The 14,078-nt window shown below is 70.7% G+C and carries 16 protein-coding genes, 1 pseudogene and 1 riboswitch; of the genes and pseudogenes, 8 read left to right on the plus strand and 9 right to left on the minus strand.

The window, feature by feature from the left end:
- Positions 1 to 171 precede the first annotated feature (171 nt).
- Positions 172 to 714 (plus strand): PadR family transcriptional regulator, encoded by a 543-nt coding sequence (locus ADY59_RS47750; protein ID WP_053175435.1) that lies wholly within the window; start codon positions 172 to 174, stop codon positions 712 to 714.
- On the opposite strand, the gene ADY59_RS52890 is transcribed toward ADY59_RS47750, so the two are convergent.
- The gene (locus tag ADY59_RS52890) at positions 693 to 1,091 is read right to left on the minus strand and encodes a GNAT family N-acetyltransferase (RefSeq protein WP_231619039.1); all 399 of its coding nucleotides are present in this window, start codon (positions 1,089 to 1,091) and stop codon (positions 693 to 695) included. The genes ADY59_RS47750 and ADY59_RS52890 overlap by 22 nt on opposite strands.
- Positions 1,092 to 1,205: 114 nt before the next feature.
- A pseudogene (locus ADY59_RS52895) lies at positions 1,206 to 1,622 on the minus strand (GNAT family N-acetyltransferase); the annotation flags it as partial.
- 64 nt (positions 1,623 to 1,686) lie between these two features.
- Here ADY59_RS52895 and ADY59_RS34675 point away from each other — a divergent pair.
- Entirely contained in the window at positions 1,687 to 2,136 is a 450-nt protein-coding gene (locus ADY59_RS34675; RefSeq protein WP_049571461.1) for a hypothetical protein, read from the plus strand.
- Here the strand turns inward: ADY59_RS34675 and ADY59_RS34680 are convergent.
- From ADY59_RS34680 to ADY59_RS34690, 3 genes are all read right to left on the minus strand, one after another.
- Positions 2,125 to 2,508, minus strand: a complete 384-nt coding sequence (locus ADY59_RS34680; RefSeq protein WP_049571463.1) for a VOC family protein — start codon at positions 2,506 to 2,508, stop codon at positions 2,125 to 2,127. The genes ADY59_RS34675 and ADY59_RS34680 overlap by 12 nt on opposite strands.
- Before the next feature lie 41 nt (positions 2,509 to 2,549).
- On the minus strand, positions 2,550 to 2,870 hold the full coding sequence (locus ADY59_RS34685; protein ID WP_049571465.1) for a DMT family transporter: 321 nt from the start codon (positions 2,868 to 2,870) through the stop codon (positions 2,550 to 2,552).
- 29 nt (positions 2,871 to 2,899) lie between these two features.
- Positions 2,900 to 2,958: riboswitch (guanidine-III (ykkC-III) riboswitch) on the minus strand.
- A gap of 23 nt (positions 2,959 to 2,981) precedes the next feature.
- The gene (locus ADY59_RS34690) at positions 2,982 to 3,779 is read right to left on the minus strand and encodes a class I SAM-dependent methyltransferase (protein WP_231619034.1); all 798 of its coding nucleotides are present in this window, start codon (positions 3,777 to 3,779) and stop codon (positions 2,982 to 2,984) included.
- Positions 3,780 to 3,882: 103 nt separating this feature from the next.
- Here ADY59_RS34690 and ADY59_RS34695 point away from each other — a divergent pair, with 103 nt between their 5' ends.
- Both ADY59_RS34695 and ADY59_RS34700 read left to right on the plus strand, forming a co-directional pair.
- On the plus strand, positions 3,883 to 5,688 hold the full coding sequence (locus ADY59_RS34695) for an acyl-CoA dehydrogenase (RefSeq protein WP_049571467.1): 1,806 nt from the start codon (positions 3,883 to 3,885) through the stop codon (positions 5,686 to 5,688).
- Positions 5,689 to 5,848: 160 nt separating this feature from the next.
- Entirely contained in the window at positions 5,849 to 6,073 is a 225-nt protein-coding gene (locus tag ADY59_RS34700; protein WP_049571523.1) for a DUF6458 family protein, read from the plus strand.
- Here ADY59_RS34700 and ADY59_RS34705 read toward each other — a convergent pair.
- Genes ADY59_RS34705 through pdhA form a run of 4 tightly spaced genes read right to left on the minus strand, consistent with a single transcriptional unit; the run spans position 6,070 to position 9,884 of the window.
- Entirely contained in the window at positions 6,070 to 6,363 is a 294-nt protein-coding gene (locus ADY59_RS34705) for a Dabb family protein (protein WP_049571470.1), read from the minus strand. The two genes, ADY59_RS34700 and ADY59_RS34705, sit on opposite strands and share 4 nt — an antisense overlap.
- A 49-nt stretch (positions 6,364 to 6,412) precedes the next feature.
- Positions 6,413 to 7,801, minus strand: coding sequence for a dihydrolipoamide acetyltransferase family protein (locus ADY59_RS34710; protein WP_049571472.1), 1,389 nt, complete (start codon positions 7,799 to 7,801; stop codon positions 6,413 to 6,415).
- Between the two features lie 14 nt (positions 7,802 to 7,815).
- A complete protein-coding gene (locus ADY59_RS34715) occupies positions 7,816 to 8,796 on the minus strand; it encodes an alpha-ketoacid dehydrogenase subunit beta (RefSeq protein WP_049571473.1) in 981 nt (326 codons plus the stop codon).
- A complete protein-coding gene (gene pdhA / locus ADY59_RS34720) occupies positions 8,793 to 9,884 on the minus strand; it encodes a pyruvate dehydrogenase (acetyl-transferring) E1 component subunit alpha (RefSeq protein WP_049571481.1) in 1,092 nt (363 codons plus the stop codon). The genes ADY59_RS34715 and pdhA overlap by 4 nt, the downstream gene beginning before the upstream one ends.
- A gap of 228 nt (positions 9,885 to 10,112) precedes the next feature.
- Here pdhA and purS point away from each other — a divergent pair, with 228 nt between their 5' ends.
- The 4 genes from purS (at position 10,113) to purL (ending at position 14,034) form a co-directional block, all read left to right on the plus strand.
- On the plus strand, positions 10,113 to 10,358 hold the full coding sequence (purS, locus tag ADY59_RS34725; protein ID WP_049571485.1) for a phosphoribosylformylglycinamidine synthase subunit PurS: 246 nt from the start codon (positions 10,113 to 10,115) through the stop codon (positions 10,356 to 10,358).
- A gap of 221 nt (positions 10,359 to 10,579) precedes the next feature.
- Positions 10,580 to 10,966, plus strand: coding sequence for an ATP-binding protein (locus tag ADY59_RS34730; protein ID WP_049571488.1), 387 nt, complete (start codon positions 10,580 to 10,582; stop codon positions 10,964 to 10,966).
- Positions 10,967 to 11,101: 135 nt separating this feature from the next.
- On the plus strand, positions 11,102 to 11,785 hold the full coding sequence (purQ, locus tag ADY59_RS34735; protein WP_049571490.1) for a phosphoribosylformylglycinamidine synthase subunit PurQ: 684 nt from the start codon (positions 11,102 to 11,104) through the stop codon (positions 11,783 to 11,785).
- Positions 11,782 to 14,034: a phosphoribosylformylglycinamidine synthase subunit PurL gene (gene purL, locus ADY59_RS34740; RefSeq protein ID WP_049571493.1), complete on the plus strand. Its 2,253-nt coding sequence runs from the start codon at positions 11,782 to 11,784 to the stop codon at positions 14,032 to 14,034. The genes purQ and purL overlap by 4 nt, the downstream gene beginning before the upstream one ends.
- The last annotated feature ends 44 nt before the right edge of the window (positions 14,035 to 14,078 follow it).

The following is a 14,078-nucleotide window of genomic DNA, read 5'->3' on the forward strand; positions in this document are numbered from 1 at the left end:
GTGGCGCTGGGCGGCGCGGGGCTGGGGGCGGCCTCGGTGCTGACCGTGCCCCCGCAGGCGGTCAGCACCAGTACGAGTCCCAACGAGCCGACGATCGCGCGCATGGCCGCCCCTTCTCCAATACTATGTCAGAAGTGACATAGTCGCGAGGAACAATACCCTTGACGCACCATGACCTCAACGCTGGGATTCGCGATCCTCGCCGTGCTGGCCCGCGGCGAGCGCACCGGGTACGACATCGCCCAGGCCATGCGCCGGCCGATGGCCTACTTCTGGACGGCCAGGCACAGCCAGATCCACACCGAGCTGCAGAAGCTGCTCGCGGAGGGCCTGGTGACGTACGAGACGCAGGCCGGGCCGGGGCCGCAGGACAAGAAGATCTACCGGCTGACCGGCGAGGGCACGGCGGCGCTGCGCGAGTGGGTGACCGAGCCGCCGCGCGAACGGCCGGAGCGGGACGAACTGGTGCTCAAGACGTACACGGCCTGGCTCGCCGAGCCGGAGGCGCTGCGGCGGCTCTTCGCCGACCAGCTCGCCCGGCACGAGACCAGGCTGGCCGAGTACGAGCGCGAAGAGGAGCTGTTCGGCGGGCCGCCGCCGGTCGGCGACCCGCGCTTCGGCAACTACGCGACGCTGCGGTGCGGGCTCGGTTACGAGCGGCACCGGGCCGATTGGTGCAGGTGGATGCTGGCTCAGCTCAGCGCGAGCTTGTAGCCCTCGTGCGAGGCGGTGAATCCGAGGGAGTCGTAGAAGCGGTGCGCGTCGGCGCGCGACTTGTCGGAGGTGAGCTGCACCATGGCGCAGCCGCGGGCCCGCGCCCGGTCGATGCCCCACTGGACCATCTTGCGGCCGAGCCCCTGCCCCCGGGTGGAGGCGGCGACCCGGACGGCCTCGATCTGGCACCGCTCGGCGCCCAGCCGCGACAGCCCGGCCAGGTAGGAGAGCTGCATCGTGCCGACCACCTTGCCGTCCCGCTCGGCGACGATCAGCTCGTCGTACGGGTCGGAGTCGATGCGGTCGAAGGCCGCCAGGTAGCGCTCGTCGGCCGGGTCGCCCTCGCGGACGGCGCCGAGCGGGTCGTCCGCCAGCATCGCGACGATCGCGGGCACGTCCTCCCGGCGGGCCCGGCGGAAGAGCAGTGACAGGACGTAGTGGGATTCGGGGATGTCCGGGTTGGACGGCAGGCCCATCGTTCTGCCGCTGGGCGTGAACCCCTTGCTCGCGTACAGCGCCCTGGCCGCCGTGTTGTGGTCGACGCACCACAGCTCGGCCTCGTCCGCCCCGGCCTCCCTGGCGTGCGCGATGGCCGCGTCGACCAGCCGCGAGGCGACCCGGTGGCCCCGGGCCTCCGGCGCGACCCACATCGACAGCAGGTGCGCCCGGCCCTCCTCGATCCGCACGCAGACCAGCCCCACGTCGTCGCCGTCGGCGACGGCCACCCGCCACCACGACCCGGCCAGCCGCTCAGCCCACGTCTCGGGGGTGAACCGGCTCTCCCTCGCGTAGGAGGACCCGAACGCGTCAGGGGCCTCCTGGAGCCCGCGCAGCCGGATCGCCTTCAGCCGCTCCCAGTCCTCGGCACCGAACTGCTCAATCGTGACTTCTCGCATGCATCGCATCATGTCAGGGACTGCTCAGGGTCCGTCCCCGATGCAGGCAAGGGGCGCCGGGAGGCACGCTGAAGACATGAACGAAATCACCCGACGCGATGAAGTCTCGCTGTCCGCCGCCGCGCTGCGCGGCGCTCCGTGGAAGGTCGCCGCCCTCGGCGGTGGCGCCATCGCCGCCACCAGTTTCGGTCTGGGGCTGCTCGGTGGTAGCGGTGACCTGGTTTGGGCGCTGGGGCTGGGGATCAGCCTGTTCGCGCTGATCGCGGCCATCGGCGCCGTGTCCAAGCCCGAGGTCGGCGACCGGGTGACCCGGCAGGCGCGCGTGTGGGGGCTGCGCAACCCGTGGAAGTTCGCACTGCTGCCCGCTGGGATCACCGCGGTGCTCGACTACCCGGTGCAGCTCGTGCTGGACGGCGAGGGCGTGTTCGGCTCGGCGGTGCACGCCGGCTGTCACGGGGTGCTCGTCTACGTGATCGCCGCCGTACTCACCCTGACCATGCAGGGGCGGGCGCGCTCAGCCGGCTGAGGACCGCTCGGCCTCGCTCCGGCAGACGCAGAACTCGTTGCCCTCGGGGTCGAGCATGGTGACCCAGCCGGTGCCGTCGTCCTTACGGCGGTCGTCGTAGATCGTGGCCCCGAGGCCGAGCAGGCGCTCGACCTCCTGGTCGCGGGTGCGGCCCTCGGTGCCGTTGACGTCCAGGTGCAGCCGGTTCTTCACGGACTTGCCCTCCGGCACCCGGATGAACAGCAGGAACGGGTCCTGCTTGGTGCGCAGCATCACCTCGTCGTCGCCCGGCACGTCGCCCTCCCCGAGCGGGAGGCCGGTGGCCTTGCTCCACCAGGTGGCCAGCTCGTAGGGGTCGGCGCAGTCAATCGTCACGGCGTGAATCTCGATCATCCCGCCACCCAATCGCGACACCGGCAATCGCGTCAAGCCGGTTAGTGCGCGCCGGCCAGGTTGAGGCCGACGACGCCGGCCAGGATGAGCCCGATGGAGATCAGGCGGACCGCCGAGACCTCGTCGCCCATGGCCAGCATGCCGAGCACGGCCGTACCGACGGCGCCGATGCCCGTCCACACGGCATAGGCGGTGCCCACCTCGAGGGATTTGAGGGCGTACGCGAGCAGGCCGAAGCTCAGGATCGCGGTGAGCAGGAAGGAGACGGACCACCATACGTGGGTGACGCCGTTGCTGAGCTTGAGCGACAGGGCCATCGCGACCTCCGCGAGACCGGCGACGACGAGAACGATCCAGGCCATGGTTACTCCTCCGGACGAGACGACATCACGATGCGTCGTCTTGGCCTGCCGGGTACGGCGCGTCTCGTCCGGGAGCTGTGCTCACTTCATGGAACGCGCCCTACATCGCGATCATTCCCACCAGATCGTGACCCATCGGTCGCGCGGCATCGGCCACATGCCCATCTCCTGCGCCGTGCGCGCCACCTCGTCGGCACGTGCCGGGTCGAGGCAGATGCGATGGCAGGCGCTGGCGGCCAGCTCCTCCAGGGAGCTGAATCGTTCCAGCGGGGCCTCGCGCTCCTCCACGCGCACCGCGAAGCCCAGCGCGGCGGCCAGGGCCACGCAGTCTTCCGCGACGGGCCGCACGGGACGGTCGACGCCGTGGAAGTGCTGCCAGAGCGGCGCCATCCAGCTCATGGGATGGCGGTGCGGGAGCTCCAGCACCACGCGGCGCCTGGTGCGCGAATCGAGGGCGAACAGGAACGGGGCCAGGTCGGGAACGTTGTAGACCACGTGCGCGGCCACCGAGACGTCCACCTCGGGCACCTGGGCGGCCACGTCGGGCCAGCGGCCCGCGACCGTGGTGGCCCGCACGCCCAGCTTGTCGGCGCGGGCCGAAAGCTCTTCGAGCATCTCGGCCGAGCTGTCGACGGCGTAGAGGTGCCCGATCCGCTCGTGCAACGGCAGCGACGAGGCGCCCGGCCCCGACCCGACGTCGAGCAGCGTGCCGCCCTCGGGCAGCGCCTGCTTCACGCGGGTCATGGTGGGCCCGTCGTCGGGCTCGGCGAGCGCTCTGTCGGTGCGGCTGGTGAAACGACCCAGCGGATAGCACCACGGATCGACCGGGGCCGCGGCCAGGATCTCCGGCGGAATGGCCCAGGATTCCAGGCGCTCTCGCCATCTCGCGGCGAGTTCTTCGGCATCCACGGAGATGAGCATGCCACGCATATCCATGGTTACCGGCGGGTAGCATTGCTAGTAAGGTTACTCACCGGTAGATGAAGGACTCGGTTCAAGGAGAGCTGCACCCATGGGCCACTACAAGAGCAACGTGCGTGACCTGGAGTTCAACCTTTTCGAGGTGTTCGGGCGACGCGAGATCCTCGGCAGCGGCCCCTATGCGGACGTGGACGAGGACACCGCCCGCAGCATCCTGGGCGAGGTCGAACGGCTGGCGACGGGCGTCCTGGCCGACTCGTTCGAGGAGGGCGACCGCAACCCGCCCGTGTTCGACGCCGCCACCGGGTCAGTCACCCTGCCGGACGGGTTCAAGAAGTCGTTCAAGGCGCTGGTCGACGGCGGCTGGGCACACCTCGACCTGCCCACCGACCTGGGCGGCCCCGGCATCCCCCGGAGCCTGGCGTGGGCCACCGCCGAGATGGTCCTGGGGGCCAACCCGGCTCTGTACATGTACGCGGCAGGACCGAACTTCGCCTACACGCTGTGGACGGTCGGCACCCCCGAGCAGAAGCGCTTCGCCGAGCTGGCCATCGAGCGCGACTGGGGCGCCACCATGGTGCTGACAGAGCCCGACGCCGGCTCCGACGTGGGCGCCGGCCGCGCCAAGGCCGTCCGGCAGGACGACGGCACCTGGCACATCGAGGGCGTCAAGCGCTTCATCACCAGCGCGGAGCACGACATGGCCGAGAACATCTTCCACCTGGTGCTGGCCCGCCCCGAGGGCCACGGCCCCGGCACCAAGGGCCTGTCGATGTTCCTGGTGCCCAAGTTCCACGTGGACCTGGAGACCGGCGAGCTGGGCGAGCGCAACGGCGTGTACGTGACCAACGTCGAGAAGAAGATGGGCCTGAAGGTCTCCACGACCTGCGAGCTCACCTTCGGCGACAAGCACCCGGCGGTCGGCTGGCTGGTCGGCGACGTGCACGAGGGCATCAAGCAGATGTTCATGGTCATCGAGCACGCCCGCATGATGGTCGGCACCAAGGCCATCGCCACCCTGTCCACCGGCTACCTGAACGCGCTGGAGTACGCCAGGTCGCGGGTCCAGGGCGCGGACCTGACCCAGATGGCCGACAAGGCCGCCCCGCGCGTGACCGTGGTCAACCACCCGGACGTGCGGCGGGAGCTGATGCTGCAGAAGGCGTACGCCGAGGGCATGCGCGCGCTGGTGCTCTACACGGCCACCTTCCAGGACGCCATCCAGATCGACCCCGCTGACCGGCACGCGCACGCGATGAACGAGCTGCTGCTGCCGCTGGTCAAGGGCGTCGGCTCGGAGCGCTCGTACGAACTGCTGGCGCGCTCGCTGCAGACGCTGGGCGGGTCCGGGTACCTGCAGGACTACCCGATCGAGCAGTACATCCGGGACGCGAAGATCGACTCGCTGTACGAGGGCACGACCGCGATCCAGGGCCTGGACCTGTTCTTCCGCAAGATCCTGCGCAACCAGGGCGCGGCCGTCGGCGCGCTGCTGACCGAGATCAACGAGTTCGCCGCCTCCGAGGCGGGCAACGGCCGGCTCAAGGAGGAGCGCAAGCTGCTCGCCGAGGCCGCCGCCGACGTCAAGGCCATGGGCGACACGATGGCCGGTTGGGCGCTCGGCTCGCTGGAGAAGCCCGAGGAGGTCTACAAGGTCGGCCTCAACACCACCCGGTTCCTGCTCGCGCTGGGCGACCTGGTGATCGGCTGGCTGCTGCTGCGCCAGGCCGAGGTGGCGCTGGCCCGCCTGGCGGACGGCGACGACCCCTTCTACCGGGGCAAGGTCGCGGCCGCGGCGTTCTTCGCGGGGACCGTGCTGCCCCGCCTGGCCGCCGAGCGCCGCACCCTCGACGCCACCGGCCAGGAGCTCATGGAGCTGCCCGAAGAGGCCTTCTGAGGCTTCTGGCGAACGCGCCGGCCCTGTGGGTCGGCGCGTTCTTGACGCCGCAGGTCGCGGCCGTGCTCAGGGAGGAGGTGGCGTCCTGACGGGTGTGATCCGCGATACCCGGGTATGACCGTGGGCGTACTCGCTCTTTGCCCTTTTGCCGGAGGCCGTCATGGGTGTCGGGGTCAGCATCTTCTTCCTCACGCTCGGCGCCATCCTGAGATTCGCGATCGAGCCCGACGTGTTCGGCGACAGCGTCCACATGGACGTCATCGGCCTCATCTTCATGATCGTCGGAGGCGTCGGGATCGTGCTGAGCGTCGTGCTCGCGCCCCGGCGCGGCCGCACCTCCGACGACCGGCTGATGCACCGCGAGAACCATCCGCCGGAGGTCTAAAGCTCCAGCTGCACGGCCGCGCGGCTCGCCAGGATCGGCTTGACGTGATGGGCGATCACCTTCTGGTGGTCCGGGTGGTCGCGGTAGGTCAGGTAGTCGTCCTCGGTGTCGAAGTCGGCGACGACGGCGAACTCGTGGTTGCCCTGGTTGATGCCCGCGTCCATGCCGACCGCGTAGGAGCGGATCTGCGGGATGATGCCGGGCAGCCCGCGCAGCGCGGCCAGCACCCCCGCCTTCTGGGCGAGGGTGGCCTCTTCGGTCCAGGTGAACAGCACGATGTGGCGGATCATGGCGCCACCCTACAGAGGCCGGGAGGGGGCGCCCCCTCCCGGCCCGCGGTCAGCTCCAGGCCAGCATCCGCAGCGGGTCCTCCAGCATCGCGCCCACGTCGCGCAGGAACAGCGAGCCGAGCTCTCCGTCGACGACGCGGTGGTCGAAGGACAGGGCCAGCGTCGTCACCTTCCGTACGGCCAGCGCGCCGTCGACCACCCACGGCATGTCCCGTACCTGGCCGAAGGCGAGGATGGCGGACTCGCCCGGGTTCAGGATCGGGGTGCCCGCGTCGACGCCGAAGACGCCGACGTTGGTGATGGTGATGGTGCCGCCCGCCATCTCCGCCGGCTGGGTGCGGCCCGCCCTGGCCGTCTCGGTGAGCTGGGCCAGCTCGGCGGCGAGGCCGGGCAGGGAGAGCTGGTGGGCGTTCTTGACGTTGGGCACCACCAGGCCCCTGGGGGTGGCGGCGGCGATGCCCAGGTTGACGTAGTGCTTGACGACGATCTCCTGGGCCGCCTCGTCCCAGGAGGAGTTGATCATCGGATGGCGCCGGGCCGCCGTGAGGACGGCCTTGGCCACCAGCAGCAGCGGCGAGACCTTGACCTCGGCGAAGTCGGGCAGCGTGCGCAGGCGCCTGACCGCATCCATCGTCTCGGTGACGTCCACCTGGAGGAACTCGGTGACGTGCGGGGCGGTGAAGGCGCTGGCGACCATGGCCTGGGCGGTCATCTTGCGGACGCCCTTGACGGGGATGCGCTCCTCGCCGGCCTGCGGCTGGGCCTGGGCCTGTGGCTCCGGCTGCGGCTGTGAGGCGGTCGCCGCGCGCACGTCCTCGCGGGTGATGGAGCCCTGGGGGCCCGTGCCCGTGAGGGTGGCGAGGTCCACGCCCAGGTCCTTGGCCAGTTTCCGGACGGGAGGCTTGGCCAGCGCCGCCCGGCCGGCGCCCGTCGCCGTCGCGGGCTGCGGGGCCGCGCCGGACGGCGGGCCCTCCAGCTCCACGCGGGAGGGGTTGGCGACCGGGTCGGCCGGGATGGTGGACGTGGTCCTGCGGGTGCGGCGGCGGGTGGCGCCGGTCTTGACGCCGTAGCCGACCAGGACGGCCTGGCGCTCCTCCTTGGGGGCGGGGCTGCCGTGCGCGCCCGGCTCGACGGCCCCTTCCGCCGGCGGGGCCGGGACCAGGTCCTCGGCCAGGGCCGCCGTCTGCGGGTCGGCGGGTTCGCCGGTCTCGATGGCGATGATCGGCCCGCCGACGTCGACCGTCTGGCCCTCGTCCGCGAGGAGGCCGGTCACCTGGCCGTCCCACGGGATGGGCAGCTCGACGATGGACTTGGCGGTCTCGATCTCCACGACGATCTGGTTGACCTTGACCTCGTCGCCCGGCCGGACGTGCCAGCGGACGATCTCGGCCTCCGTCAGGCCCTCGCCGACGTCCGGGAGCTTGAATTCGCGTCGCATGAAGCGGGACCCCCTCAGTAGCCGAAGGCGCGGTCGACGGCGTCGAGCACCCGGTCCAGGTCGGGGAGGTAGTGCTCCTCCAGCTTGGACGGCGGGTAGGGGGTGGAGAAGCCGCCGACCCGCAGCACCGGCGACTCCAGGTGGTAGAAGCACTGCTCGGTGATCCGCGCCGCGAGTTCGGCGCCGAAGCCGTTGTTGACCGGCGCCTCGTGGACGACGACGGCCCGGCCGGTGCGGCGTACGGAGTCGAGGACGAGCGGCGTGTCGAGCGGGTTGAGCGAGCGCAGGTCGACGACCTCCAGGCTGCGGCCGTCCTCCTCGGCGGCCGTGGCGGCCTCCAGGCAGGTCTTGACCATGGGCCCGTAGGCGAGCAGCGTCGCGTCGGTGCCGGGGCGCACCACACGACCCTTGTCCATGGGCGTCCACCAGTCGGTGGTCGTGGTGTCGACCTCGGCCTTCTCCCAGTAGCGGCGCTTGGGCTCGAAGAAGATGACCGGGTCGTCGCTGCGGATGGCCTGCTGGATCATCGAGTAGGCGTCGGCCGGATTCGCGCAGGCGATGACGCGCAGCCCGGCGGTGTGCGTGAAGTACGCCTCGGGCGACTCGCTGTGATGCTCGACCGCGCCGATGCCGCCGCCGCACGGGATGCGTACCACGACCGGGAGTTTGATCGCGCCGAGCGAGCGCATGGGCATCTTGGCGAGCTGGGTGATGATCTGGTCGGCGGCCGGGAAGACGAACCCGTCGAACTGGATCTCGCACACCGGCCGGTAGCCGCGCAGAGCCAGGCCGATCGCGGTGCCGATGATGCCGGACTCGGCCAGCGGCGTGTCGATGACCCGGTCCTCGCCGAAGTCCTTCTGCAGCCCGTCGGTGACGCGGAACACGCCGCCGAGCTTGCCCACGTCCTCGCCCATGATGAGGACCTTGGGGTCGTCCTCCATGGCCTTGCGCATGCCCTCGTTGAGCGCCTTGGAAAGGCTCAGCACGGTCATCTCTCGAACCCCTCCAGGTAAGCCGCGTACTGGGCCCGCTCCTCGTCGATCAGCGCGTGCGGCTCGGAGTAGACGTGGTCGAAGATGGCCAGCGGCTCCGGGTCGGGCATCGCCAGGCACCGGGCCCGCAGGTCGGCGCCGAGCTGGTCGGCCTCGGCCTCGATGGAGTCGAAGTACGCCTGGTCGGCCAGCTCGTTCTTGAACAGGTAGGCCTTGACCCGCTCGATCGGGTCCTTCAGCTTCCACGCCTCCAGCTCGCTGGCCACGCGGTAACGCGTCGGGTCGTCGCTGCTGGTGTGGGCGCCCATCCGGTACGTGAACGCCTCGATGAGCATGGGCCCCTGGCCCTCGCGGGCGTTCTTGAGCGCCTGGCGGGTGACGGCGAGGCAGGCGAAGACGTCGTTGCCGTCGACCCGGACGCCGGGGAAGCCGAAGCCGGACGCCCTGCGGTAGAGCGGGATGCGGGTCTGCTTCTCCAGCGGTTCGGAGATGGCCCACTGGTTGTTCTGGCAGAAGAACACGATCGGCGCGTTGAACACGCTGGCCCAGATGAACGACTCGTTCACGTCGCCCTGGGAGGTGGCGCCGTCGCCGAAGTAGGCGATGGTCGCGGCGGTGGCGTCGTCGCGCTGGATGCCCATGGCGTAGCCGACCGCGTGCAGCGTCTGGCTGCCGATGACGATCGTGTAGAGGTGGAAGTTGTGCTCCTTGGGGTCCCACCCGCCGTGGTTGACGCCGCGGAACATGCCGAGCAGCTTGACCGGGTCGACGTCGCGGCACCAGGCCACGCCGTGCTCGCGGTAGGTGGGGAAGGCCATGTCGGCGTCGGTCAGCGCGCGGCCGGAGCCGATCTGCGCGGCCTCCTGGCCGAGGAGCGAGGCCCAGATGCCGAGCTCGCCCTGCCGCTGCAGCGCCACGGCCTCCAGGTCGACGCGCCGGACGAGGACCAGGTCGCGGTAGAGAGACCTGACCTCTTCGGGCGTCAGGTCGATGTCGTAGTCGGGGTGCTCGACCCGCTCTCCCTCGGGCGTGAGGAGTTGGACGAGCTCCGGGGGTGCATCGGCACCACGAGAGGCGTCGACGGTCACGTGCCACTCCTGTGCGGTCGGGGCCGGTCCGGACGGGGTTGCCACCGGAGGCCGGCCTTCTGAGCGTCCGGACCATTTGGTGGTGGTTCGTACGCGCTTGGGGCCATCGTGGCAGACGTCACAGCCCTCCGCGCAAGCCCCATGATGTCCCCGTTCCCGTTGTGCCGCACGCAAACACGCGCCGGTAGGCTGTCCTTTGCCAACCCCGCCGTACCCAGGAGGAACGCAGTGGCGCGCGTCATCGTAGACGTCATGCTGAAGCCCGAGATTCTCGACCCGCAGGGCCAGGCCATCGCCCGTGCGCTGCCCCGGCTGGGTTTCTCCGGTGTGTCCGCCGTGCGGCAGGGCAAGCGCTTCGAGATCGAACTGGAGGGTCCCGCCGACGAGGCCGCTATTGCGGACGTCCGAAAGATGGCGGAGACTCTGCTGGCGAACACCGTGATCGAGGACTACACGGTCCGCGTTGAGGCGTAGAACGGCATATTTCACACCTCAAATGGTCTTGTGCGGCTAAAGCCGGATTCCGGCGTGCCACAATGCCACGGGTTCGCCAAGCCCAAATAACAACAGCGTGATTTTGCGGTTAGCCCCGATTTCACGGGGAAACCTACTCCAGGTGACATTCCGGAGCCCGGAGGAGTCCGGTGGACATTGAGTTCTCGTTGGCACTGCCTAGGGATGCGATCGGCATCCCGATGGTCAGGCGGGTGCTGGGAGATGCCATGCGATCGTTGCATGTGAGTGAGCCCTGCATTGCCGACATGCTGCTCGCGGTCTCCGAGGCCTGCTCCAACGCGGTGCGCCACGGGGGGCCGGCCAACCGCTACGAGGTGACGGCGTCGATCGGCTACGGCCGCTGCGACGTGCGCGTGGCCGACAGCGGGGGCGGCCTGCCGTCCGTGCCCCTGCACTTTCCCCCCGCCGACACCGAGAACGGCCGCGGCCTGCTGATCATGCGCTCCGTGGTCGACGAGATCTCCTTCGGCATCACGCCCGGCCGTGGCACCACGGTCCATCTGCGCAAGCTGCTCGCCTGGGACGACGCGGCCGAAGCCCGCTCCCGCCAGCTCGCCGCCGTCTGACGCCTCCCGGGTTTCCACTGGTGCGGGGCGTGACGAGGAACACACGAAAGCACCGGCTACCCTAGGGAGCGCCGCCCGCCGTCCGCCCCGAAGAGACGGTGGCGTGTGCTCATTTCCTCGGAGGGGACGACAGTCATGAGCGCTGCCCGTGTGGGCGTAGTCACGTTTCCCGGCACACTCGACGACCAGGACGCCGCCAGGGCCGTACGCCTCGTCGGCGCCGAGGCGGTGCCGCTGTGGCACGGCGACCACGACCTGAAGGGGGTCGACGCGGTCTTCCTGCCCGGCGGCTTCTCCTACGGCGACTACCTGCGGTGCGGAGCCATCTCGCGATTCGCGCCGCTGATGGAGGAGCTCATCCCGGCCGCCCGCGCCGGCCTTCCGGTGCTGGGCACCTGCAACGGGTTCCAGATCCTGTGCGAGGCGCATCTGCTGCCCGGCGCGCTGACCCGCAACGCCTCCCTGCACTACGTCTGCCGTGACCAGCGGGTGCGGATCGAGTCCACCGCCACGGCGTGGACCAACGCGTTCGCCGAGGGCCAGGAGATCACGCTGCCGGTCAAGCACGGCGAGGGCCGCTACGTGGCCTCGGCCGAGACGCTGGCGGCCCTGGAGGCGGGCGGCCAGGTCGTCGTCCGCTACGTCGGCGGCAACCCCAACGGGGCGATGAACGACATCGCGGGCATCCGCAACGAGGCGGGCAACGTCGTCGGCCTCATGCCGCATCCCGAGCACGCGGTCGAGGAGCTGGTCGGCGCGCCGAGCACCGACGGCCTCGGCTTCTTCACCTCCATCCTCAAGAAGCTGGTGAACGCATGACCACCGACTCCGTCAAGCGAGCGGAGAGCACGCCCGACGAGCCGATGCCCTTCGCCGAGCTCGGGATGAAGCAGGACGAGTACGACCGGGTCAAGGAGATCCTGGGCCGCCGGCCCACCGGCTCCGAGCTGGCCATCTACAGCGTCATGTGGTCCGAGCACTGCTCGTACAAGTCGTCCAAGGTGCACCTCAGGCAGTTCGCCACCAAGGCCCCGCACTCCGACGCGCTGCTCGTCGGCATGGGCGAGAACGCCGGCGTGGTCGACATCGGCGACGGCTGGGCCGCGACCTTCAAGATCGAGTCGCACAACCACCCGTCGTACGTCGAGCCGCACCAGGGCGCCGCCACCGGCGTCGGCGGGATCGTGCGCGACATCATGTCGATGGGCGCCCGCCCGATCGCGGTCATGGACGCGCTGCGGTTCGGCGGCGCGCACCAGGACGACACCCGGCGGGTGCTGCCCGGCGTGGTCGAGGGCATCAGCCACTACGGCAACTGCCTGGGCCTGCCCAACATCGGCGGCGAGGTCGCCTTCGACGAGTGCTACATCGGCAACCCGCTGGTCAACGCCCTGTGCGTGGGCCTGCTGCGCAAGGACCAGATCAAGCTCGCCACCGCCCCCGGGCCCGGCAACAAGGTCGTGCTGTTCGGCGCCTCGACCGGCCCCGACGGCATCGGCGGCGCCTCCGTGCTGGCCTCGGCCACGTTCGAGGACGAGTCGCAGGCCAAGCGCCCCGCGGTGCAGGTCGGCGATCCGTTCATGGAGAAGCTGCTCATCGAGTGCTGCCTGGAGCTCTACGCGGCCGACGTGGTCGTCGGCATCCAGGACCTCGGCGCGGCCGGCGTGTCCTGCGCGACCACCGAGCTGGCCGCCAAGGGCACCGGCGGCATGGCCGTCGACCTCAACCTGGTCCCGCTCCGCGATCCCTCGCTCCGGCCCGAGGAGATCCTGATGAGCGAGTCGCAGGAGCGGATGATGGCCGTCGTCCGGCCCTCCGACATCCCGGCGTTCATGGCGATCTGCGAGAAGTGGGACGTCCCCGCCACCGTCATCGGCGAGGTCACCGACACCGGCCGCCTGGTCATGACCTGGCACGGCGAGACCATCGTGGACATCCCGCCGGGCACCGCCGCCGACGAGGGCCCCGTCTACGAGCGGCCCTTCCACGAGCCCGCCGGTCAGGCCGCGCTCAACGCCGACACCCCCGACACGCTGGCGCGCCCCGCCGACCTGCGGGCCACGCTGCTCCAGCTCCTCGGCTCGCCCAACCTGGCGTCCAAGGCGTGGGTGACCGACCAGTACGACCGCTACGTGCGTTCCAACACCGTGCTCGCCCAGCCGGCCGACGCCGGGATGCTGCGCATCTCCGAGGCCATCGCCGGGGCCGAGCCGACCACCCGGGGCATCGCGCTGTCCACCGACGGCAACGGCCGCTACGCCAAGCTCGACCCGTACGCCGGGGCGCAGCTCGCGCTCGCCGAGGCCTACCGCAACGTGGCCGTGACCGGGGCCAAGCCGCTGGCCGTCACCAACTGCCTCAACTTCGGCTCCCCGGAGGACCCCGAGGTCATGTGGCAGTTCGCCGAGGCCGTACGCGGCCTGGCCGACGCCTGCCGCACCCTCGGCGTGCCGGTGACCGGCGGCAACGTGTCCTTCTACAACCAGACCGGCTCGACCGCCATCCACCCCACGCCGGTCGTGGGCGTGCTCGGCGTGATCGACGACGTGGCCAAGCGGGTGCCGACCGGGTTCGTGGCCGAAGGGCTGCGGGTGGCGCTGCTGGGCGACACGGCCGCCGAGTTCGGCGGGTCGGAGTGGGCGCACGTCGCCCACGGCCACCTCGGCGGGCTGCCGCCGGAGGCCGACCTGGAGGCCGAGCGGGCGCTGGGCGCCGTGCTGGTCGAGGCGGCCGCGCGCGGGCTGCTGGAGGGCTCCCACGACCTGTCCGACGGCGGGCTGGCCATCGCGCTGGCCGAGTCCTGCCTGGCGCGCGGTATCGGCGCCACCGTGGCGCTGAGCGGCGAGCCGTTCACCGACCTGTTCAGCGAGTCCGCCGGCCGGGCGCTCGTCGTGGTGCGGCCGGAGGCGTTCGACGAGTTCGCCGCGCTCTGCGCCGAGCACGAGGTGCCGTGCTACGGGCTGGGCGTGACCGGCGGGGAGTCGCTGGTGGTGCAGGACGTGCTGGAGGTGCCCGTCTCCGAGCTGCGCGACACCCACTCGGGCGCGCTGCCCGCCGTCTTCGGCTGATCCGCTCGTCAAAGGGCCGGTACGGGATGCCGTACCGGCCCTTT

Origin of the sequence: Nonomuraea sp. SBT364, assembly GCF_001083785.1 — a bacterium.
In the GTDB taxonomy this organism is placed as follows: Bacteria; Actinomycetota; Actinomycetes; order Streptosporangiales; family Streptosporangiaceae; genus Nonomuraea.

Coding starts and splice junctions, on each gene's coding strand:
- ADY59_RS47750 (WP_053175435.1), top strand. CDS start 172: ATGACCTCAACGCTGGGATTCGCGATCCTCGCCGTGCTGGCCCGCGGC.
- ADY59_RS52890 (WP_231619039.1), bottom strand. CDS start 1,091: ATGCTGGCGGACGACCCGCTCGGCGCCGTCCGCGAGGGCGACCCGGCC.
- ADY59_RS34675 (WP_049571461.1), top strand. CDS start 1,687: ATGAACGAAATCACCCGACGCGATGAAGTCTCGCTGTCCGCCGCCGCG.
- ADY59_RS34680 (WP_049571463.1), bottom strand. CDS start 2,508: ATGATCGAGATTCACGCCGTGACGATTGACTGCGCCGACCCCTACGAG.
- ADY59_RS34685 (WP_049571465.1), bottom strand. CDS start 2,870: ATGGCCTGGATCGTTCTCGTCGTCGCCGGTCTCGCGGAGGTCGCGATG.
- ADY59_RS34695 (WP_049571467.1), top strand. CDS start 3,883: ATGGGCCACTACAAGAGCAACGTGCGTGACCTGGAGTTCAACCTTTTC.
- ADY59_RS34700 (WP_049571523.1), top strand. CDS start 5,849: ATGGGTGTCGGGGTCAGCATCTTCTTCCTCACGCTCGGCGCCATCCTG.
- ADY59_RS34705 (WP_049571470.1), bottom strand. CDS start 6,363: ATGATCCGCCACATCGTGCTGTTCACCTGGACCGAAGAGGCCACCCTC.
- ADY59_RS34710 (WP_049571472.1), bottom strand. CDS start 7,801: ATGCGACGCGAATTCAAGCTCCCGGACGTCGGCGAGGGCCTGACGGAG.
- ADY59_RS34715 (WP_049571473.1), bottom strand. CDS start 8,796: ATGACCGTGCTGAGCCTTTCCAAGGCGCTCAACGAGGGCATGCGCAAG.
- ADY59_RS34730 (WP_049571488.1), top strand. CDS start 10,580: ATGGTCAGGCGGGTGCTGGGAGATGCCATGCGATCGTTGCATGTGAGT.
- purQ (WP_049571490.1), top strand. CDS start 11,102: ATGAGCGCTGCCCGTGTGGGCGTAGTCACGTTTCCCGGCACACTCGAC.
- purL (WP_049571493.1), top strand. CDS start 11,782: ATGACCACCGACTCCGTCAAGCGAGCGGAGAGCACGCCCGACGAGCCG.